We start from the raw sequence: 20,841 nt of genomic DNA on the forward strand, positions 1-20,841 counted from the left end.
TCGACACGGGTCTTGCACTCGGTTGTCAGTTTTCTCTGTCCGGTTCTTGTCCGGTCTTCGGAGTGTGAATCTCGTTCGCGTGGAGCTGATCGAGGTTGGTTGCAACCTGGTCCAGCTCGTCGGAGTAGAGGTCGCTGTAGATGTTCGCGGTCACGGTCGGCGTTGAGTGGCCCATCGTCTTCTGTACATAGCGAAGGTCAGCGCCAGATTTGCGGGCCAAGCTGGCATAGGTATGGCGCAGATCGTGGATGGTCAACGGAGCCAGGTTGGTTTTCGTCAGGGCTTTGTTCCAATGCGTGTGGCGGCGCCAGTTGTTGGATCGCAGCATCGCGCCGTTCGGCGACGTGATGGCGGGCTCATCAGGTGCCTGCCCGCCGATTCTCGTTTTGAGGATGTCGACGACAACTTGGGGGAGCGGGACGGTACGGATTCCGGCGCGGGTCTTTGGCGGCCCGATAACGATGCGCCCCTCCACCTCTGGTGCGGCGCGTCGGACATAGAGCCGACGAGCCACGAGGTCGATGTCTTTGACGCGCAGGCCGACGAGTTCGGACCAGCGCAGGCCGGTGTAGGCGAGGACCGTCACCACGTCGCCTTGATCGCCGCACGCGATGGCGAGTGTTTGGACTTCCTGAGCGGTGAGGTAGCGGTGACGTTCTCGCTCGGGGATTCGGCCTGCCGAGACGCCGGAAGCAGGGTTCCGGTGGATCCGGCCGTCCTGGTGTGCGACGTCGAGAATCGACCGGAGGAGCCGTAGCGTCGACACCTTCGCCCACGGCCCGACCGTCAGGCCATCGACGAACGCTTGAACTTCGGCGCGGGTGATTTCGTCGACGGGCACGTGGCCGAACCGCGGTTTGATGCGCAGTTCCCAGTGCTGGGTGTAGCCGCTCCAGGTCTTCGGCGACACCGCCGGCTTCTTGGATTCGGAGAACTGCATCCAGATCCGCTGCAGCGGTGTGCGTCCGAGGCGTGGATCGAACCGACGTGCACCGAGCGCGGCCTCGTTGTCGCGTTCGGATTTGAACGCCTTGGCTTCGCGCAGAGTTGGGAACGTGCCCGATGTTTCGACCCAACCTGATGGGGCGTCGGGGTCCCGGATCAGGTAGCGGACTTGGTAGCGGGGCTCCCCGGCGGCGTTGAGCCGTTTACGGATGCCCCGTGGCGTGTTGCCGGCCATTAACGACGCACCTGCTTGAGCCAGGACCGGACCTCCGCCGCATCCCAGCGACGCACTCGCTCTGACAACGTGTAGCAGGGCGGCCCGATCTGCTCTCCCGTCGTTTCGCGGAGTGCAGCCCAGCGATTGAGCGTCGCAGCTGAGACGCCGAGGAGCGCTGACACCTGATCCGCGGTAAGCAGCTCAGGAAAGCTGCCGGTGGACACAAGCGCTTCCCGGAGGCCGTGAATCACCATGGCTTCACCTCACTGCTTGGATCGAATCGAACCGGCCCTCGACGCGGCAACCCTTCAGACAATTCGGCGACGGGCCAGTCATTCACTGCTCTGCCCTCCTGCGGTCCTCGACCTTCCGTATTGCTTTGCAGTGGAGCGGATTTGATCGTCGGACCAGAAGTCGGCTCGGACCTTGGTCGCATGACCGTCCTCGGCGATGACGTAGCCAGTGCCCGGTCTGTCGGGGTTGATTCGGTGCGCTGACGCCCTGTCGGCCATGCCGTCGCCGAGAACCATCGTGACTTCGTCGCGAGACCGCAGTCGAAGCGCGATCGTCTGGGTAAACAGTCCTCGCATCGGCAGGACTTCCTTGCGAGGGTCCTGTAGGAACGCGGCCACCACGATGCCCAGCGCTCGACCTTTAGTGAGGATCCGCGACAGCGAGGCGGCGGCTTCCTTACGCAGGGTTGGGTCGCTCATGTACGCGGTCACTCCGGCCAGCTCGTCGATCAGCAGCACGACGAGGGGTGAGGCCCTGGTCGGGCGGTGCTGGCGCGTGCGGCCCGCCATCTCGTGGCCGCGCTTGTTCATCAGCTCCTCCAGCCCAGCAAGGGTTTCCACGGCGTCGGCCTCTGTGGTGGCGATCTTGGTGAATAACCCTGCGCCGACTGACAACTCGATGCCGTACTTCAGGTCAATTCCGATCAGATGAACAAACCCGGCGGCCACAGCAGGGCCGAGTCCGCAGGCGATGCCCCAGAAGACGGAACCTTTGCCTGCGCCCGAGCAGCCCACGGTGAGGGTGTGTCGTCCGCTCAATGGGACGGTCCAAGCGGAACCGTCCTCGCGGCGTCCGAGCGCAACTCGTGTTGTTGCGACCGCGGTTGGTGGTGCGGCGTGACCTACCGCCGACAACCGCTCCCGCATGACCAGCTCGATACGCACCGTCCCGGGTGAGATGACGACCGCCCGCGCCGAATGTGCACCAGCAGCGTCACGGATGGCAGGAACGGCCCGCTCCAGGTCTTCCACGGTCTGTCCCATCCGTGCTCGCACCGTCAGACGTAGGGAGGTGTGAGACACGTCTGTTCCCAACAGCTTTGGATGAAACCAGCGGATGGAGGTGACCTGCTGGCCTTCTTTGTTGCGGCGAGTGGCCTGCTCGGAGACGGACAATCCGCAGCGCTCGCAGAGCTTGGGCCAGGAGAGGTGGGCCCAGAGTCGCCAGCGTAGAAGTCGGACCGGTGTTGCGAACCGTTCCTCGTATGTCTCGGGAGAGCGCAGTCGCCAGGAGAAGAGGGCGACGCCGATGACTCCCACGATGATCGCCACGCACAGGACGAAAGTGGTGAGGAAATTCAGGACGTGATCGAATCGGAACAGGGTGTCGGGATCGAGCGGTGCGTACGGATCGGGATTCATGCTGATTCCCGGCTTGTTGTTGCGCTCGCGGATGGCTTGCCCGGTGCCCTCATGTCGGAGGCTCGAAACGACCAGGCGATCCGCGAAAAGTCGCCCGACTTCTCGACGTACGGCAGCGCCATGAGCCCGTCGAAAACCACTGGGGTAAAGGGTGTCCCGCTGGAATTGGCGGGTGCGGACGGCTGCGTCGGTGAGGCGAACTTGACCGTCACCGTTCGGCTGCGCTTCGGTGCGGCCGGATCACCGTCGAGCACTTCGACCTGCCACATCGGCAAGCCGGTATCACGGTCTCTCGCCTGCACGCGGTTCTCGCCGGAGGACTTGTCGAAGTCGATCATCGGAGTCACCTCTGAAACGAGGAATGCGCCGCACGAGAACACCTGGTCGTGGCCGACTTGGAGCCATTTCGGGATGGACATTGCGAAACCTTTCACGGGATGGACTGGATATGTAAGTAACCTAGTCGTCTAGAGGAGTAGTCGGCAACGGCCACGCAAACTTCTTTGGGGAGACTTCAGCGGGCGGGAAAGTCGTATTCGAGCAGGTAGGCAGACGCCACCTTTACGGTGTCGCACACCTCGACGGCCACGTCTTCCTTGTCATATGCCGTGCGAACTACGGTCAGGACCGGAGTGCCTGCTGGAAGCAGGAGAGTGCGGCGTTCCTCTGGGGTGGGCATCCGCGCGGCGACTTCTTCGGCGAACCGGGCGAGCGTGTGGCCGGCCTCTTCAAGGCGGGCGTAGATGCCCCCTGGTCCGCTGTGGGGTTGTTCGATCTTCGTGCCCTTCGCGAATGCGGCGGGAATGTAGGAAGTTGCGATCTCAACTGGCCGCCCATCGGCGAGGTAGCGGCGCGATCGTACAATAACGTAGTCTTTTGGTGCCAGCCCAAGACGCTTGGCGACAGCAGAATTCACTCTCTCGCGGGTCACTGTGATGTTATCGACTTGAGGTGTGTAACCAGCTTGCTCGGCCTCGACGGTGAACGCCGCTTTGCCTTGAGCGCGATGTCTCTGGGCGAACCGGTCGGATGCGAGTCGCCGAATCGGAGGTGTGGGGCGCACGAATACCCCGCGGCCGTGCTCGGATATCACTAACCCCTCTGACCGCAGCTCTTGCACGGCCTGGCGGACGGTCATGCGCGCGACGCCGAAATGTTCGATCAAAGCTGCCTCAGACGGCAAACGCTCCCCAGCGCCCAATTGGCCCGAGTCAATGGCTTCGCGCAGCATGCCGGATATCTGCCGGTACGGCGGCTTGTCGTCCGCCCGGTCGATGTGGCCCAGTTGCAACACTGAGGTACCTTCCGTTACACGTCTAGACGACTAGCCTAAGAAACCATCACGCTGATGTCACTCACCAGCCGGAGATCGGAGTCTCGTATGACAGCGACACCGAAACATTCGGTCAGCGTCGCCGGCATCGTGGTCCGCGATGATGGCCGGGTCTTGATGATCAAGCGCGATGACAACGGGCACTGGGAGGCGCCCGGGGGAGTCCTGGAACTCGATGAATCCTTCGAGGCCGGCGTTCGGCGCGAGGTGCTGGAAGAGACCGGCCTTGAGGTTACTGTCGAGAGGCTGACCGGCGTCTACAAGAACCTGACCCACGGAATCGTTGCATTGGTGTACCGCTGTCGGCCAGCGGGGGGCGAGCCGAACGCCACCGAGGAGGCGCGTGAGATCCGTTGGATGACAAAGGAAGAAGTGCAGTCTGCGATGGTACCGGCGTTCAGTGTGCGTGTGTTGGATGCTTTCGAGGGTGCGCCTCAGTCGCGGACGCATGACGGCGTCAACCTCGTGCTCGATTAACCGCCATCACCGGGACGACGTTCGTGGCGAGCGTTGTTTAGGCCTACGCGTGCATGCTGAGCAACTCTGTAAGTGGTCGACTTCCCGCCCGCAGTTCGTTCTGCGCTCGATCAACGTCGTGCGCGGTGATCGCGCCGTGGAGCACCAGCCGCGCTTTGAATCCGATTTCCCCACCGGCGAGGGCAAGGGCTCGGTTTAGGCTGGCAATGCCCGCATCTCGAATCGAAAGCTTAAAACGCTGGAATTCGAGGTGCCGCCACACGATGTAGGGCGAGGTCATTTGCTCGTCGAAAAGCCAACGTGCGTGCCACCCTAAATCTCTTGTGGCGGATAGAACTTCACGCGCTTGTTTGTCCTTGAACTGCTTCAGATTGAACTCTTGCACTCTTGCGTGAAGCATGGCGGAGGGTGTGGATTGTTGGACGCTTGCCTCCGCGAGCGTTGAAGCCGCTCGGCGCAATGTACTGCGCATCGAGCGCGGCAGCTGCGTCCAGATGAGCATATCTTCGTCTAGCTCAACGTAGTAGCAGCCCTTGTGCTTTCGCCCTTCCCCAAGCTCCTCGGGCACGTATTGGATATATCGTCTGTTGCGTTTGTCGATGGTGCCTTGGGGGATCCAGCCAGTCCGGAAGGCTACTTTTTTGCGGTCGGCATCGGAGAGTAGGTCGATTTCGTAGACTGCTTGACCACGCAACATCATGTCCGCGATCCAGCTGAGGTGGTAACGAACCGCGGTCTCAAGCCTTGACGATGGACCGGTGGGTGAAATCAGTCCATCTGTGATCAGCTCCTCGACGTCGCTGTTGTAGGGCTCTATGGAAACGGAGAAGCCGCTATCAGGGTGGTCCCCCCAGGGCAGGATCTGCTCGGCGTCTTCAGTGAACATGTGGCCGTAGAAGTTGCCCCATTGGAGCTGATCACGCTGGAGACGATTGAGACGGTCGACGAGGTCGGCGTCGTTTCCGGCCGCCTCACGGATGTAGAACTGCGTGCGGCGGTGGCTGCGGAGACCTTGATGGGGATCACGCATTTGCATCAGTCGCTATCGGCATCGTCGGCCGAGGGGACGGTCGTGTCCGGTCGTGCTGCTCGTTCAGCAGCAGCCGCTCGGTCCTCCTCGAATTGCGCGAGAGTTTGGATCAGCGCGCTGAGGTTAGGAGGAACTTTGGTGTCGTCGCCGAGTTGGGGCAGGACGTAGTGAACGAGGAACAAGTCGGTTGGCTTCCAGGTGATTCCGAAAGATCCAGGAGCGAAGGCGGCAACGATCGGCGAAAGCGGGGTAGCCGGCCGGACATGGGGTTTGTCAAAGTCGAGGGAGTCGAAAGGATCGGTGATGCCACGCTCCTCAAGGAACCGGACCAGCTTCTGTTCGCGGGTACTGCGCAGGACGTAGAGGTCGTTGAGGGAGAACGCAGAGTCGACATTCGCCATGATGTCGAGCAGGTTTGGTAGGAAGCCCTCGCCGAGCTGGTCACGCCGAGAATCCCACATCGGCCGGATAGCTTCCCAGATCCCTTCGCCGTCGAGTTCCTGGAGCAGGATGGCGTAGCCGCTTAGTTCCATTAGCGCGACCAGTGGCTCTACGGTGTAAATGAATTGGAGGAGGGGCAACTGTCCCGCTACATCCGCGACCATTCGTCGGCCCGCGGCCTGGCCCTGTTCGAACAGGGTCGTGAACCAGGCGGCGGCCCGTTCGTGATCCCCGTCGAGGATTGCGTCGAATGTTGCGTTGAAGACGAAGACATAGGCTTGTCCGTAGAGATCTGGTTGTCGCCGATCGTGTGGGCCGGCGGGCAGATTTGGTAAGCAGTCGGCGATGTAGCCGAGCACCTGCCGACGCAGGCCACCGTCGAGCGGTGACGGCTGAGGATGGGTGGGCCAGTTGGGATCGTCCAGTGCCGCGCTCTTCCATCGGTGCAGGGCTTGGTGGGCACCCGCGATGAGCTCCTGGTGGGTGTCGATCTTGTCGATCATTTCCAGTGCTGAAAAGGCGACCATGGCAGCCAGTTTCCAGTCCCGAGCAGCTATTGCCGACCTCACTTCGCCGATGGTGCGCTTGGCGAATCGCTGTGTTATTGCATGCTGAGCCGCATCCAAGCGTTGAGCTAGGACCCGGGCGACATGATGGTGAACGAACCACGTCGGAGTCACTTGTCGGCCTTCGACCTTTTTCTCGAATGTGATTCGCTCGCAAAGCTGTTCGAGCATCTCAACCGCCGAGCGCGGGAAACCCACTTCGTAGAGAGCGTTCCGGTCGGCAATGACACGATCGACATCGGCACTGAGTCGCCAATTCGTGAGCTGCTCAGCAGCGTCTACCAGACCCAGCCACGCATTCATCAGCAATACGACTGAGCGCTGGGCCGCAATCACCCGATCGCGTTCGCGCTCGTCAGCCAGGTGTGCCGTCGGAGCGGGCTCGTCGGCGACGGGTTCCACGGCTTCCCAGATGGCAGCAACGATGTGATCGTCAAGCAGCAGTGCCTCGTCGAAAAGCAGCCGACCACTCAGCGCTCGGATATGCGCTGCAGTCCGGTCCAGGAAACTGGTGAAGGAGTCCAGCTGGCCACGGCCGACGATGACGATGAGCTTGGCGATGTCGGCCACGCACTGCCGCTCTACCCACAATAAATCTGGCCCCGTTGGGGTGTGCACCCCCGTGGATATCGCCAATGCCAGGTTGGTCTGGTCGGCGCTGAGGGTAAACCAGTTGGGGTATCGGGCAATTGACGTCCACCAGGCACTATCTGAGGGGATGCGGTTCTTTTGGGATGCGTATATGGCAATTAGGACAAGCAGTTGGCGGGCAACGGTGAGTGGAGCTGTGGAGTTTCGAACTGGGCGGCTGGCAACGAGATCGGTGATCTGCCGGTAGTGCTCAAGGGTTTCCCGGCCGTCGGTGTGCGCATGCTGTTGACTGCCTTCATCGAGAGCGGTGGGCAGCGTGGTGGCGCGAGACAGTGCACGTCCGAACTGCTGGGGTAGATCTCGGGTCAGCGAAGCTGGGTCGAAGAAGCCGAATGGGGCGATACCGACGACTGCCAGCCGCAGAACCGCTAGCAGAGCCAAAAGAACAGCGACGATGACGCTGAGTACCCGCACGTGGTAACCCAACGAACCGAGCCCGAACAGGACTGTGGTGAACACCAGAGCTCGGACGATACCGCGGGTGTAAACGGTGCTGATCCGCTGTTGCACGAACAGTTTCCGGATGTCACCGGGAACCGAAACGTAGGCCGTCGACGCGACGACGCCGACAGTGGCGTAGTACAACGCGAGCAGGGTCGCTTCGGCACCGATGAGACCCTGGGCCAGCGATTCGTACTGTGTCGACTCCCGGGTCGCAGCGAGGTGCTGAGCTGGACCCCAACCGATATGGGACAGCACCGTGCCGAGAGCCTCGTTGGCCAACAACAACACGGCGGCAGCAATTGCAATCCCCGCTGATTTGGTGGCAAGCTCCACCGCAACAGCGAGATTCTTGCGTTGCCCGTCAGCCTGGCTCGACCGCGCCTGCAACCAGCGGGACCGCTGCACGTCCCACCGGTGCCACCGCTCGCGCCAGCGCCACCATCGCGGCGCAGCGAGCAAGCGAAGCCGGAAGCGAGCCGCCACAGCCGGCCAGAACAGCCGAATCACGGCGCTTCCGCGGGGTCGCACAGGGTCCGGTCGACGCGATGCACTTCCAGGTCGCCGAGTTGGCGGTCGAGGAACCGTGCGCTCTCACGGGCTGCCGTAAGTTTCTGGGCTAATGCACGCTTGTCAGCGTCCAGCTTTATCCAGCGCTGTTCGAGCGTAGTGCTCTCGGAATGAATTCGCTGGAATACCTCGGCTCGATGGTTGCTTTCATCGATGTCACGGTTCCGACTCGTTAGCTCTTTAATAACGCCCCGCTGCTGCCCGATTTCGCCGTGGGCTTGGTCGATGGTACCGAGATCTATTTCCAGGGCGCCTATTTCATCTGCGGTTGGTGTCGAATCGTCAAGAACGAGTGCGTGCAGCTCTGCTAAGGCGTCGTCGTAGATCTCCTGGCCGGCGGGTGAAGTGCCACCGTTCATGAGTTGATTCGTCCGCCAACGCTCAAGCTTTTCGAGCATGAGCGTTGCAACGATTGAATCTGCCTCAGACTTCCAAAATGACCTGAGGCGAGCGGCTTTCGAACCGTCTGGGTACTTCCCATCGACATCGATGGCAACGCTGGTAAAGAAGAAGCCCTGAAAAGTGGCGTTGATGAACTCGAGTACGTAACCAGACCGCATGTTAAGCAGGTGTTCAAGTTTCTGCTTCACAGGGTTTTTCAGGTTCGCCATACGAGTTATCCCTTGTCGTCCCGATCTGGTGGGCAGATCATCAGTACGTTCGAGATCCCGCCCTGATTTACACAGTCCTGGGCGAGATCGTGGACATGCCAGAAGTAGTCCAGGTCGGATTCGCTTGCATCGATGGTCACTTCGACGGGGGTGTAGTGGTGCAGCGCAGTAGAGACACCATCGTAGGTATAACCATGAGTGTCCTTCGTCAGGATCGTGAGTGGGCTCACGCCAGTCCAAACGATCCCCACTCGCACGTCGTACGCTTCATTTCCGGTCACTTCCGCGGCCGTCCTGATGAGCGCCATGAAGTCGGCGATCGCGCATTCGATGGCTGATGATTCGACTTGCCAGCCCTCGAAATAGTCATCCTGGATCCGGTGCGCGCCTACGGCGGCTGCCAAAGTGACAGAGCCATCGTCGTGGATGCTCGCCCAGGCCTCTTTCCATCTTGCGCGTTCGCTCGTTGCCGTGTTTACGGCAACCCAGCGGCGCAGACCGGGGCGAGGGTTGAGACGCTCGACGCTCTGGAGCGGGTGAATGCCGCCCCGTCCCGCGTACACCAACGCCAGACCTTCGGCCGTGGAGAACGCATCGCGAGCCGCCTCACGGGTTAGCCGATCACGGAAGCGTGAAATACGTGGATGGGCCACTGCGATCATCCATGAACGGGTGTCGGTGTCTCTTCCCGCGGCCGCTTCACTGAACAGAGTATTCAGCACCTCGGCGGCGTGACGCCGTTCCTCGAAGCGTGTCCGATACATGGCTTCGATCTGACGTTCTTTCATCCACACGGTGTCGGAGTCGTTGCGGACAGGCGCGGCGAAGTAGTCGTTCTTGTAAATCAGGTGGGGCCCGTCGAGGCTTGCGGGAACCTCGACGATGACGGCCCGACTTCCTACGGCCCCCACACGGTGTACGTTCAGGCCGAACACGGGCGGTGAGATGGCGGTGATTACGGCGTTACGAAGCGAACGTTCATGGGCCTCATCGAACTCGCCGACATCCACCCTCTCGATTGCCGCTTTCTGCTCCTCGCGAACGCCGTAGACGATCACACCGCCGCCGCCGTTGGCCATCGCCGCTACGTCCTTTGGGAACTCAGTCTGCGGAATCCCCTTTGCGGGGGGCAACTCGGACTTCCAGTCCAACCCATGGGTTTCCGCTACCCCAGCAGCGACTGCCTCGCTTAGTAACTCGTCAGTAAGCGGACCGGGTGCGACTCCGAGAGCACGGTGGAGTTCCGTGAAGCTCATGTCTCTTCAAACCCCGACTGATCGAACTTCAGCGTCTGCGCATTCTCTGACACTGTCCGAATCTTGCCCTCGTCGAAACCGTCCGCGTCAATGGCTTCGATCTCGACCTTCACGACTAGCGTCGCCCCGGAGTCACGAAGATGGGCAAGGACTTCTTCGGCGACGTTCTTGAAGTCGAGGGCGATCTTGTCGGCGCTGAGGGTCTTGACTCCGTAAAAGCGAGTTTTCGGGGGAGGAAAAGCAATGTCGACTGGTGGCTTCGCTGTCTTGTCAACATCAGACGGTGTCACCTCCTCGTCCGGATCTGACGGCGGCTTCACTTCGGTGTCACGTTGTTTGACCGCGACGTCGGGGCGGACAAGAAGCAATGAGTCTGTTGCCGCAGGGGCTGCGCCACTGTCGTCGGGTGTCCATAGCCCGATGTAGCGCTTAGCTGCCTCATCGAAGCCCGTGGCCAGCGCGAACGCATCTGTCTGCCAGATCATTGGCATGTCTACTATGCCTTCATCCAGCACTCGTCGGTCGCGTAACCGCGGCATGTATGGGTACTGACTGTACAGCTGCCACAACGCTCCCAGGGAGACGTGGCCGTCCTTCCAGATCTGGGGGACCTCGCCAATCGCCAGTCGGATGGTGGCCGCAGCCTGGCGAATTGATAGGTCTCCGTCGTTGCCGAGCCGACGCGATACCCGCTCTGCCAACGACCCCGACTGCCCTTCGACCTTGGTCTCACGCACGATGAACGGAGCCCCGGCGTCGGGTTGAGATGGCACCAATGCCCACGTAAATGTCTGTAGTAAGCGGGAATTCACCGTGCCATCGGCCTGGGCCTGCCGCTGGGTCGCCTGGTTCCTCTGATTCTGGGTCAGGTCAAGATCGACTTCGTTATCGAGTACATGTGCCCACCCCAGGTATTCGCGCACGGCGGAGTCGAGCTCATCGAGGCGCGCCTCGTCGGCGGCGAGATAGACGAGCATGTTGCGGTCGGCGCGATGGGACGTTCCGCGATGCTCGGTAGCTTGCTTCGCGAATTCTTTAGCGGGCGAATCAGATCCTCGCTTGTGTGCGACCTTGGGATGCAGGATGACCAGGCGCGCCTCGTCAGTGTCGGGGATATCGGCGTTGGATTCCGGGCATACATGCACCCCGGCGAAATCGCCTCGGGCCTTGGCCTGGCTTTGCAAGCGCCGTACGATCTCTGCCCACACGTCCTCTTTGTGGAGTCGCTCGGCCTGGTCTTTGGCAGTGCGGGTGATGTTGGCGTGAAGGTCATACCAGTACTTGCCGGAACCGGAGTAGAAGTATGTTGCACGGTCGCCGAGCTGCGTGAGAGCTGAGTGGAAATTGCCTGGCACATCGCCGGGCACCGCGGTGCCAAGAAAGACCCGCTGTGTCTCCAGGCCTTTGTGGGCTGAGCCGATTGTGGGTGCGGCGCCAAAGAACACTGTGCGGGCCAGGCGTTTGGTCAGCGACCGCTGGCCGAACAGTGGCTTATCCTTGTCGATGCGCGCCGGTTCGGAGCTTGGTCCGTCGACGTCGGCGTCGATGATTGCCTTCCACGAATCTTGTAGATACTGCGTAAGTTCTGCGTTCACATTGGCTGTTGCCAGGGGAATTGATCCCGGCATGATCAACGGCGAGGCATCTTCGCCGGTCCACAGTGCGTGGATGACTGTGCTCATCAGCCGCAGGACGCCACGAGTGCGCTGGAACCGCTCTAGCGACGACCATTCCTCGTAAAGCCGGTCGAACAATTCAGGGTGAATCGGGTAGGTGAGTTTTATCCGGTCCTCATATGCAGTGTCTCGCGAGTCCCGGGGGAAATCATCGGCGTACTTACGGTACATGTCGACGTACGCCCGCGCGGTGGCGCCGATGGAGGCAAGTGCTGCCGCATCGGGTTGTTTGAATAATCGTTGTCGCACAATCTGATACGCCTCCGCAGACGAGGCGGGGCGCCACTGCTCGGCAACACGGCGCACCACATTCTGTAGCCGTTTCAGCGCTTCCAAACCGTTGGTGCCACCGACCTCTTCGGCGTTGCCTGCCGCGACGTCGGAATCTTCGCCTGACTCGGATGCCGGAATGGAGATCACCAACAAGACCCCAGACGTGCCTTTTGTGGCCTCGGTCAGCGACTGAGCGAAGGTGAACTGATCGTCGAATGTGCCTCCGGCCAGGTCGTCACGGCCGAGCAACGACCGGGCATACGCCACCCATTCGTCAACGAGGATGACGGCCGGCGCGTACTTCGCGAGCAGATCGTGCAATGCCTCACCCGGTGTGGTGCGGTCGGCGTCGGCCTTGGCCACGAGCGCGAATGCTTCGGGACCGCCGAGCTGCCAGGCTAGTTCGCCCCAGATGGTGTTGATCTGGGTGCCGTCGTCCTTGGTCACCCCGGCAGGGCTGAAGTGGTTGCCGACGATGGCGACGCGATTGACCTTGCTGCCGGTGTAGCCGTTCTTGGTAAGTAGTTCCTGGGTTTCCTGTGGGAACTCTCCGACCGGCAGCCCAGCTGCGACGTGCCACAGCGCGAGCATCGAGTGCGTCTTGCCTCCACCAAAATTGGTTTGCAAGTTGATGACTGGGGGAGCATTATCGTCGCCGGAGAGGCGGCGTACTGCCCGTCCGACCAGATCGGTCAATCCCTCTGTTAGGTAGGTGCGGCGAAAAAACTCGACAGCATCGGCATAGTCGACATCCTGCTCGCCACCGAAGGCCACCTTGTAGAGGTCGGCAGCGAATTCGGATGCAGCGAAGTTCCCGGTGGCGACGTCGTCGTGCGGCGGCAGGACGTCGCGCCATGGTTTGAGGCCAGTGGATTCGGGATTGTCGACAGCCGCTTTAAGGACCTTCTTGTCGTCCTTATCGGCGGTGACCCGGCGTAGGTTGAGCCGGATGGTCTGCAACTCGGCGGCCTCGTCGGTGGCGTTGATCAGTTTGAGTAGTCGCTCGCCGGTGTCGAGGGCTCGGTAAGCATCGTCGTCGGTGAAGGTTCCGTTGTGCGCCCAATTGTTTCGGACTTCACGCAGTTCAATAGCGAACGATTCACCCGCCTTGCCCAGCGTCTTGCTGAAGGGGTACCAGCCCTTTTTGAAACCCGCGGTGATGTTCGACTCTGTCAACATGCGGAACTGCACCTGTGGGTCGTGAGCGCTATAAGTCTTCGTGCTGGATGCACCGTCTTTGGCCTGCACGAGCTTCGGCCAGGCCGCACCAGTCGCAGGGTCGCCCTGACCAATAACCAAGGAGATAAAGTCATCCAGAGGAGGGGCAATGATCTCGAACATTTTGTTGATGCGGTCACGGTTGCTCAGTGCCATGTCAGTCTGCGTCTTCCTCGAATTTGAATGAGCCCTGGGAAGTTGTCGTCGTTTCCGACTGCGCGGCGTCAACGATTTCCGGCCAGCTGGTGACGAGGCTGTTGAAGCTCAGTGCATCCTTGGTCCAGCCGTTGGCCTCGGCGACTCGGAACAGCAAGTGTGCGAGTTCCTTGACCAGGTCGGGATCGATCGCACCGTCTGGGCGGGAGAGCGCGGTACGCAAGAAGTCGCCGGCCGGAGTGATGCCGTCACCTTCAAGAAGCTTGATGAGGTGGTGAAGTGCTTCCCAGTTGCTGGTGTGAGGATCGGCGAGGACGTCATAATCCGCTTCCAGATCCGACGGCTTGATCAAGTGAACCTTGCCGGCTCGGCTGGAGAGGATCCCGCCGCGATCCATCGCGTCGACCGTAGTGTTGCGCGCATTGGCAAGATTATTGGCATCGCCAAAAGCTCCAGTGCCAAATCCATGTTGGCGATACCAGGCAATCGCGAACCGGCTCGTGGCGTCGAAGTCGCCTTCCTGTTCGTTGAGTACTTGGTCAAGGACCTCGTTGATCCGCGCCAAGGCGGATCGAACCGACATCTTCGATCCGTCCGGTTCCAGCACACCTGAGTACCGCGAAAACACCGCCATACCCGGACCAATCGCGGCCTGCGGCAGGTCAACCGGTGCAATCGCCCCCTGCTGCAGGTCCTTAAGTGCTGCGGGAAGCTCTGCCTTAAGGGTCGCGACGAACTGGCGTCGGTCAGTTTGCGGTGCGTCTTCAGGTCGGGGACGCAGTGCCAATACGATTGATGACGCCAGAGCGTTGGTGCCTACGCTGATCATCCTTCCCCCACGCTCACTTCGTAGAGGCCAGGTTGCAGTGACTTCCCATCCCGAGCGGATCATGCCCTCTAGCAACGTTTCCCAGCCGGTCGAAGCCTCACCGGCATCAGTGGTTTCGGATTGCTTGAACGCGTAGTACACCGTGATGGGGAAGTCTGTTAGAACAGATTCGCGTGCCCGGCGGAAAACTTCCTGAAACCCTTTCTCGAAGAATGCTTGGGCACCGTCCTTGCCGCCGTGCCGGTATGGGTTCGCTACAAGCTCCTCTGCTTTGGGCACCAACATGGTGCTCAGCAGTTTCGGATGGATCGTTCGCAGTGAGCGGCGCAGCCACACGTAAAAGAAGTCCGAGAGATCGGAGTAGCCGATGTTGTCGTAGTAGGGCGGGTCTGTCGAGATCAACATGCCACCGAGTGGACGGTCGCTTGCGCTGGCCTGCAACGCTTCGCCTTGAAGTCCTGGACACAGGCGATCCAGTGCCTCGCCCATTGATCTCGTGGCTATAACGATGTCACCGGCTGCGCCCGCGAATGGCGATACCTCAACGAAATCCCAAGCCATGGGGATTGCTTGCCGCGCGAAAAGATTGCGCGCCTGGTCTCTGCTGTTCGACCACGTCACAAGGGAGTTGCCGAGATCGGTAGTACGGCTTACGCCCATTCCGAGGTAGGTAGCTACCGCGTCGGCGTAGGCGTCGGCGCCGATTCCGCCTGCTTCGAGGCGTCCGTCCTCCCGCATGCCCGCTGCGAGGGCGTCGGCCACTACCTGCTCTCGGGCTTCGGTGACGAGGTCACTGAAAGTGGTCAGTGCCGTGAGTTGCCTTGCAGTGAATGCATCGCACCAGCGTGGCATCCCGTACATGGGAAGCCTGTCGACGTCGTGGTTTGGTGTCGGGATCTCCTGATCGGGTACATCTGCGGGGCGTAACACATGCGCCGCGGCTTCGTGTTCGGGTGTAGGGGGTACGTAGACGCGGGTGCGGTTACCTTCGGCGACAGTGGCCATGAGCTGTGCGCCGATTCGTCTGCCTTGCCCCTCAGATCGGATGTATTTCAGGTCGGCGGTGGTTCCGCAGCCGATGCAAGTAGCCCCGGCCCGGCTCATGGTCCCGTCGGCGTCCATGGCGGGAGTGCGCGCGGGGTTGTGGCCAATGCTGAATCGCACCTTGCCGTCTACCACGGATGGGACAACGTAGGCCTCTTTCCCCTTCTTTCTACCGAGCCACCATGAGCGCACCAGCGGCATCGAGATGCCGCACGCGGGGTTGGGGCAGGTCACGGTGCGCGCCCAGATCCAAGCAATGACGGTAGCCCGCGACCCGTCGGGCAGGGTGGCCTTTGGGTAGAGGTGCCCAATGCGCTTCTCTGCTTCGTCGCGCATCCACAGGCCGTAGCGGCGGACATCTTCGGCCAGTCCGGTAGCGCGCGGCCACGGATGGGCGAGCTGATCCCTTGCGACCTCTGGAGACACGGGGGGTCGGTCGGAGAACTTCGGAGGGATCTCGATAAGTGCCTTATTGATAAGCACAGCAACAGGATTCAGGTCTGATGCGTGTGCTTCGAGTCCAAGGCGCTGGGCTTCAAGCGGGATGGTGCCGCCGCCGGCGAATGGGTCGAGGATCGGTGGGGGATTGCGGTCGGTGGAGTTGAGGATCTCGGCGTGTGCCTCGGCGAGCAGCTTCTCGTCCTGAATGTTTTCCCAGACGACGAGGCGTTCGATGAGCTTGTGCAGGCGCTCGCGTTCTTTCCGCTGAAGTTCCTCGGTGGGGAACTCGTCAGGATGTGACGACGGATCGTCGACGAGTTGCGCGAAAAGAACTGCGCGAGCGGCAGCGAGGGGCCGTCTTGCCCACCACAGGTGCAATGTGGACGGGTGACCATGACGTATCGACTTCTCGCGGGCAGACTCCCGGTTGATCGCCTCCAACGGTAGGGCCACTTCAATCAACTTGCGCTTTTGAACCACATCGACCCCTCTGCCCATGTCGCGGGCATGACCATGCGGCGCCGCAGCGCCACTTCCTGCTGAGCAAACTTATCGGCGCCGCTCAACGAAACCTGGCTTATCGCCGAGGTTCGCCCCGTTGAGCATGCGAGTATTTGGTTGTGGCGAGCGTCGCGGGTGCGTTCAAGAGGGCTCGTGCGCATTCCGTGCAACACATGGCGGCGTGCGAGCGAGCACAGCTGCGGTGGGGCGAAACGGCCGTCAGCGAGATCGTGATGTCTCGAGCCGCGGCAGCGGTAAGCGTTGTGCCGTTTACCCAGAACGCCGAGGCCGTCAGTGGCGCTGACTGGGTTTGGTGGTGGGTGGATTCCACGTCGGCCTACGGGATGCTGGTGCAAGCGAAGCGCCTGACCATGCACCATGGCCGGTGGCGCTTTGATTTCGGATACCCCGGCGGGGCGGGCCGTCAGAGGGCGAATCTGAGGTCGACGGCGGCGAGCCTTGACTTGATACCCGTCTACGCGCTCTACCTGGGCACTGGCGAGTACCGGAATTGGGAGCCGTGTCCTGACGATCATCGGGGCAGGCGATGTCCATCGTGTGTGAAACGGTCCATATCCCTGATGCCGGCGCTGTTGGCTGACCCGGCGATCGTCCACGATTCCGCGATCACTTACGAACGCTCGGTTGCGCTTGAAGATTTGTGGACCCCAAGTCCGGGGCGGGCGTTGCCCATACCGACGCTGCTGGAGCAGATGGACCCGGACCTCGTCAGTTTTCTCCTGAGCCCACAGAAAGGTGCTCGGGCAGTGGCAAAGTCGGTGATCGACCGAGTCCTCAGAGTACGTGCGGGACAGTTCAGCGCAGTTTCGTCTTCCGCTTCGAGCATGATGGACGAAGGCGGCCATGACCAGCTCGGACCGGTCTTCCCCGACGTGCCCTCCGACACCGGCCACTGGGGTGTTCCCTACTTCAAGCACGTACTCGATCCTCTGCGCCACGTCCCACCCGACTACGTGCTCGAAATCGAGTCGCGGGAACTCGACGCCAATGAATTGGCGTCGAACATGCCCGACGATGTGGCAGGGGTCGTCGTTGTGCGGCTGCCTCAGAATGGTTGAGTCCCCTTCGCCCACATTTTCGCCCAATCGCCGCGGATACCGGTCGAGTCAAAGTCGCCGAGTTCGGTTGTCGCGAAGGGATTGTCGAGATATCGTACCTCGTCGTGCTGCTGCCCACGTGGATCGACCGCCACGAGGGCGAGTCGGTAGCGCGGCACTGAGTTCTTGCCGACCATCACCTCGTTGTGGGTGACGAAGAAGTGTTTTGCGCCGTCGATACGCGCCTTGACTTCGATACGGTAGGTGTCGCCGTTTGGCGCATACGATAGGACGTCAAATCCTTTGTTGTTGAAGGCCTGTTCTACCGGAGTGCGGCCGAGTTGGCGTTCGCGGACAAGCACCAGTTCTACTCCGCGGCGCTCGACTTCTTTAGTTTCCTTCGCATGGATGGGCGCTGTCGCTGGCAGATCTGCGTCGAGCATCCCGACCGGCAGAACGAGCGCCGCCGTGAGGATGCGTGGCGGCTTCGTCGACATCAGCGCCTGCTGATCGACGGTTGCCAGCCGCCTGCGCAGCCGGGCGTCCAGCTCGACAGCTTTGCGGTTCAGGCTCTCGGCGGACTCCTTGGCCTTCTCGCCGGCTTGCTCCCTCTCGGCAGCAACCGTCGCCTCAAGGAGCAGTCGATCTCGTTCGTGTTCAAGGCGTTTCGTAACTAGTTCACGAGTCTTCGCCAATTCGGCGGCACGTCGGGGCTGCACCTCGGCCAGGTATTCCGGGAGCTGGTTGGCGATGATCCAACTGATCGCCCGGTCCTCCGCTTCGGCTAGCCACGGGAGCTGTCGCGCGGCCGTCACTACCGACACCTCGGGGGCGGCGACACAGTCAAGATAGGGCGCTGGGCCGGCGGGACTCACAGTGCCCATGCTGTCGACATAGGCGTACCCGAACCGTCGCGACACTGTCGCCCCAGTCGCGTCGGCGACCTCCTCGATCACACCAACCAGCATGTGCGGTTCCTCGAGGGTTGAGGACACCAAGACGGTGCCGCTGTTCAAGACAGCGCCGTGGCGGCGGATCGCCTCATCCATTACCGCGTCGTGCAGCGGATGGCCGGGCGAGAGCAGGTCAGCACGGACCAAACCATCGGGTTGGACTTGCCCGAGGTCGAAGGTGACTCGCTCGTACCTGGTGGCGATCGGCCCGAACTTGCCGGACCGGATCTGTGCAGGGACGTTCGCGATTTCGTAGCGACCCTGCTCACGTTTGGCGATGCGCCCGCCCAGCCGAGTAAACGCCGCCTTGAATGCTAACTCGATGTAGTGCGGCTGCAGCCTGCGTGCCCGGGCTTCGTCCATCGCCGCGCGCAGCTTCTCCAGGTCGGCCTCGGCCAGATGCTCTGAAGCCAGGGAACGTTCTTCGAGTAGTTCTTTTAACCCTTCCGACACCTGGCCGTCGATCACCTCGTGCATCTTGGCCTTCACCTCGGGCTGATCGCCGTAGCGGATCGCTTGCAGTAGCAGATCCCGTAGCGACGTTTCGGCGAACGCCTCACCTAGTACGTCGAACACCTTGCCGCCGTAGGCTTTTCGCTGTTCTTCGATCTTGACCAGCAGCCGCACGAATACGTCACCTTCGCGGGTGTTGCTCGCGACCAGGTTCCACAGTCGGCACACTTCTTCTTGGCCGATGCGGTGGATGCGGCCGAATCGCTGCTCAATGCGATTCGGATTCCATGGCAGGTCGTAGTTCACCATCAGGTGCGCGGCCTGCAGGTTCAGGCCCTCGCCGGCAGCATCTGTGGCGAGCAGGATTTGGCAGTCGCGGTTCTTGGTGAACTCCTCAGTGATTACCCGCCGTTCCAATCGACGCACGCCGCCGTGAATGGCCTGTACGGCAGCGGGTTTACCTAGCAGCGATCGAATCCTGGTGGCCAGGTAGTCCAGGGTGTCGCGGTGCTCCGTGAAGATGATGAACTTGCGCGGTACGCCGTTCGCGTCGGTGGTCAGCGCGTTGTCCTGAAGAATCGTGCTCAGCTCGGTCCATTTGCGGTCTGTACCCGCGTCGCGGACTTGCTTGGCGACCTCGGTCAGGTCGGCAAGTTCGAGTAGCTCGGCGTTGAGTTCTTCGACGGTCTGGGCGGCGGTGGCGGCGTCGAGCAGCTCTTCCTCTATGGTCTCGATTTCCTCGGCGTTGTAATCGTCAGCATCCAGTCCGCTGACGTCGATGCTGGGCTCCTTCTCGACGTAGGTGCCGTTAAGGATCGCTTGCTTCTTGCGTTCCAGCCGCTCGCTGCGGCGGACGAGGCTCCGGTAGATGGCTTCTGGGCTCGACGCCAAGCGTCGTTGCAGCACGGTCAGGGCGAACCCGACGGTGTTCTTGCGTTTGCCGCCGATCTTGTCGGCGCGGTTCATGCCCTCACGCACGTAAGCGGTTACCTGCTCGTAGAGGTCGTACTCCAGCGCGGTCAGCTCGTAGGGCACGGTCTCGGCGATCCGCTCCGGGAACAGTTTTTTGCCCTCGAAGGTGAGCAAGTCTTCCTTGACCATGCGGCGCATGATGTCTTTGGTGTAGGCCGTCGTCTTCTGCTTGCCCTCGAATCGGTCGCGATCGAGCAGGGTCAGGAATAGTTGGAAATCTTCCTCCTTGCCGGAGTGCGGCGTGGCCGTCATCAACAGCAGATGGCGGGTGATGGAACCGAGCAGCTCGCCGAGCAGGAAGCGTTTCGTCTTTTCCAATTTGGCGCCGAAGTAGTGCGCGCCCATGCGGTGCGCCTCGTCCACGATCACCAGGTCCCACTCGGTGTCTTTGAGCTGCTGCTGTAACTCCTCGTTGCGAGAGAGCTGATCCATGCGGGCGATCAGCAGCGGGTTGGTCTCGAAGACGTTGAGGTTCACGTTGGCGTCGATCAGCTGATTGGTCAGCAGGTCGAAGCGCAGCCCGAATTTGAAGAACAGCTCGTCCTGCCACTGCTCGACCAGTCCGCCCGGGGCGACGATGAGGCACTGCTTGACGTCGTCGCGGAGAATCAGCTCCTTGATGTAGAGGCCGGCCATGATGGTCTTGCCGGCGCCCGGATCATCAGCGAGCAGGAACCTCAGTGGGGTGCGGGGGAGCAACTCGCCGTAGACCGCGCGGATTTGGTGGGGCAGCGGACGCACGTCGCTGGTGGCCACTGCAAGCATCGGGTCGAATAGGCCCGCCAGCTGGATGCGCTGGGCCTCCGCGACGAGTTTGAAGTCGGTTGCCGGGGCGTCGAAGGCGCGGGTGCCGGACTGGGCGATCGTCAGTGCATCCTGGTCATTGCGGAACAAGACCTGCTGTCCGAGATGGCCTGCCGAGGTCTTGTACGTCAGCTCAAGTGCATCGGTGCCGTGCCATTGGGTGGCGACGACGGTGATCACCGCGGCGGGGATCAACCCGTCGACGCGCAGCCCGGGCTTGAGCTCCTCAAGCAGCACTTTTGCCTCCCCTCTCGACAGCCAAACTACGTT

14 protein-coding genes are annotated in these 20,841 nt (G+C 61.4%); 2 read left to right on the forward strand and 12 right to left on the reverse strand.

Translation table 11 applies throughout. The annotated features are described in order from the left end of the window. Positions 1–25 precede the first annotated feature (25 nt). From OCQ_RS03460 to OCQ_RS03480, 5 genes are all read right to left on the reverse strand, one after another. Positions 26–1,180 (reverse strand): tyrosine-type recombinase/integrase, encoded by a 1,155-nt coding sequence (locus tag OCQ_RS03460; protein WP_014383808.1) that lies wholly within the window; start codon positions 1,178–1,180, stop codon positions 26–28. Then, on the reverse strand, positions 1,180–1,416 hold the full coding sequence (locus OCQ_RS26975) for a helix-turn-helix transcriptional regulator (RefSeq protein WP_005139256.1): 237 nt from the start codon (positions 1,414–1,416) through the stop codon (positions 1,180–1,182). The genes OCQ_RS03460 and OCQ_RS26975 overlap by 1 nt, the downstream gene beginning before the upstream one ends. Positions 1,417–1,494: 78 nt before the next feature. Beyond that, positions 1,495–2,817, reverse strand: a complete 1,323-nt coding sequence (locus OCQ_RS03470) for an FtsK/SpoIIIE domain-containing protein (protein WP_014383809.1) — start codon at positions 2,815–2,817, stop codon at positions 1,495–1,497. Continuing rightward, positions 2,814–3,236: a hypothetical protein gene (locus tag OCQ_RS03475; RefSeq protein WP_041784788.1), complete on the reverse strand. Its 423-nt coding sequence runs from the start codon at positions 3,234–3,236 to the stop codon at positions 2,814–2,816. Before OCQ_RS03475 ends, OCQ_RS03470 begins: the two co-directional genes overlap by 4 nt. Positions 3,237–3,331: 95 nt before the next feature. Further along, positions 3,332–4,111, reverse strand: a complete 780-nt coding sequence (locus tag OCQ_RS03480) for a GntR family transcriptional regulator (RefSeq protein ID WP_014383811.1) — start codon at positions 4,109–4,111, stop codon at positions 3,332–3,334. Between the two features lie 87 nt (positions 4,112–4,198). Here OCQ_RS03480 and OCQ_RS03485 point away from each other — a divergent pair, with 87 nt between their 5' ends. After that, on the forward strand, positions 4,199–4,627 hold the full coding sequence (locus tag OCQ_RS03485) for an NUDIX hydrolase (protein WP_014383812.1): 429 nt from the start codon (positions 4,199–4,201) through the stop codon (positions 4,625–4,627). 43 nt (positions 4,628–4,670) lie between these two features. Here the strand turns inward: OCQ_RS03485 and OCQ_RS03490 are convergent, their stop codons facing one another. The 6 genes from OCQ_RS03490 to OCQ_RS03515 form a co-directional block, all read right to left on the reverse strand. After that, entirely contained in the window at positions 4,671–5,657 is a 987-nt protein-coding gene (locus OCQ_RS03490) for a hypothetical protein (RefSeq protein ID WP_139826523.1), read from the reverse strand. Between the two features lie 5 nt (positions 5,658–5,662). After that, positions 5,663–8,164, reverse strand: coding sequence for a hypothetical protein (locus OCQ_RS03495; RefSeq protein ID WP_139826524.1), 2,502 nt, complete (start codon positions 8,162–8,164; stop codon positions 5,663–5,665). Between the two features lie 98 nt (positions 8,165–8,262). Next, entirely contained in the window at positions 8,263–8,937 is a 675-nt protein-coding gene (locus OCQ_RS26980; RefSeq protein ID WP_232065633.1) for a hypothetical protein, read from the reverse strand. A 5-nt stretch (positions 8,938–8,942) separates the two neighbouring features. Next, the gene (locus tag OCQ_RS03505) at positions 8,943–10,193 is read right to left on the reverse strand and encodes an RNA-binding domain-containing protein (RefSeq protein ID WP_041784791.1); all 1,251 of its coding nucleotides are present in this window, start codon (positions 10,191–10,193) and stop codon (positions 8,943–8,945) included. Next, positions 10,190–13,516 carry a Swt1 family HEPN domain-containing protein gene (locus OCQ_RS03510; RefSeq protein WP_041784793.1) on the reverse strand — a complete coding sequence of 1,109 codons (3,327 nt, stop codon included), beginning with the start codon at positions 13,514–13,516 and terminating at the stop codon, positions 10,190–10,192. Before OCQ_RS03510 ends, OCQ_RS03505 begins: the two co-directional genes overlap by 4 nt. Position 13,517: 1 nt before the next feature. Then, positions 13,518–16,328 (reverse strand): DUF1156 domain-containing protein, encoded by a 2,811-nt coding sequence (locus tag OCQ_RS03515; RefSeq protein ID WP_014383818.1) that lies wholly within the window; start codon positions 16,326–16,328, stop codon positions 13,518–13,520. 122 nt (positions 16,329–16,450) lie between these two features. On the opposite strand from OCQ_RS03515, the gene OCQ_RS03520 reads away from it, so the two are divergent. Then, positions 16,451–17,410, forward strand: a complete 960-nt coding sequence (locus tag OCQ_RS03520; protein ID WP_041784795.1) for a hypothetical protein — start codon at positions 16,451–16,453, stop codon at positions 17,408–17,410. Here OCQ_RS03520 and OCQ_RS03525 read toward each other — a convergent pair. Next, positions 17,398–20,808: a helicase-related protein gene (locus OCQ_RS03525; RefSeq protein ID WP_014383820.1), complete on the reverse strand. Its 3,411-nt coding sequence runs from the start codon at positions 20,806–20,808 to the stop codon at positions 17,398–17,400. The two genes, OCQ_RS03520 and OCQ_RS03525, sit on opposite strands and share 13 nt — an antisense overlap. Positions 20,809–20,841 lie beyond the last annotated feature (33 nt).

It is taken from the genome of Mycobacterium paraintracellulare (assembly GCF_000276825.1).
Classification (GTDB): domain Bacteria; phylum Actinomycetota; class Actinomycetes; order Mycobacteriales; family Mycobacteriaceae; genus Mycobacterium; species Mycobacterium intracellulare.

Coding starts and splice junctions, on each gene's coding strand:
- OCQ_RS03460 (WP_014383808.1), bottom strand. CDS start 1,180: ATGGCCGGCAACACGCCACGGGGCATCCGTAAACGGCTCAACGCCGCC.
- OCQ_RS26975 (WP_005139256.1), bottom strand. CDS start 1,416: ATGGTGATTCACGGCCTCCGGGAAGCGCTTGTGTCCACCGGCAGCTTT.
- OCQ_RS03470 (WP_014383809.1), bottom strand. CDS start 2,817: ATGAATCCCGATCCGTACGCACCGCTCGATCCCGACACCCTGTTCCGA.
- OCQ_RS03475 (WP_041784788.1), bottom strand. CDS start 3,236: ATGTCCATCCCGAAATGGCTCCAAGTCGGCCACGACCAGGTGTTCTCG.
- OCQ_RS03485 (WP_014383812.1), top strand. CDS start 4,199: ATGACAGCGACACCGAAACATTCGGTCAGCGTCGCCGGCATCGTGGTC.
- OCQ_RS03490 (WP_139826523.1), bottom strand. CDS start 5,657: ATGCGTGATCCCCATCAAGGTCTCCGCAGCCACCGCCGCACGCAGTTC.
- OCQ_RS26980 (WP_232065633.1), bottom strand. CDS start 8,937: ATGGCGAACCTGAAAAACCCTGTGAAGCAGAAACTTGAACACCTGCTT.
- OCQ_RS03505 (WP_041784791.1), bottom strand. CDS start 10,193: ATGAGCTTCACGGAACTCCACCGTGCTCTCGGAGTCGCACCCGGTCCG.
- OCQ_RS03510 (WP_041784793.1), bottom strand. CDS start 13,516: ATGGCACTGAGCAACCGTGACCGCATCAACAAAATGTTCGAGATCATT.
- OCQ_RS03515 (WP_014383818.1), bottom strand. CDS start 16,328: ATGGGCAGAGGGGTCGATGTGGTTCAAAAGCGCAAGTTGATTGAAGTG.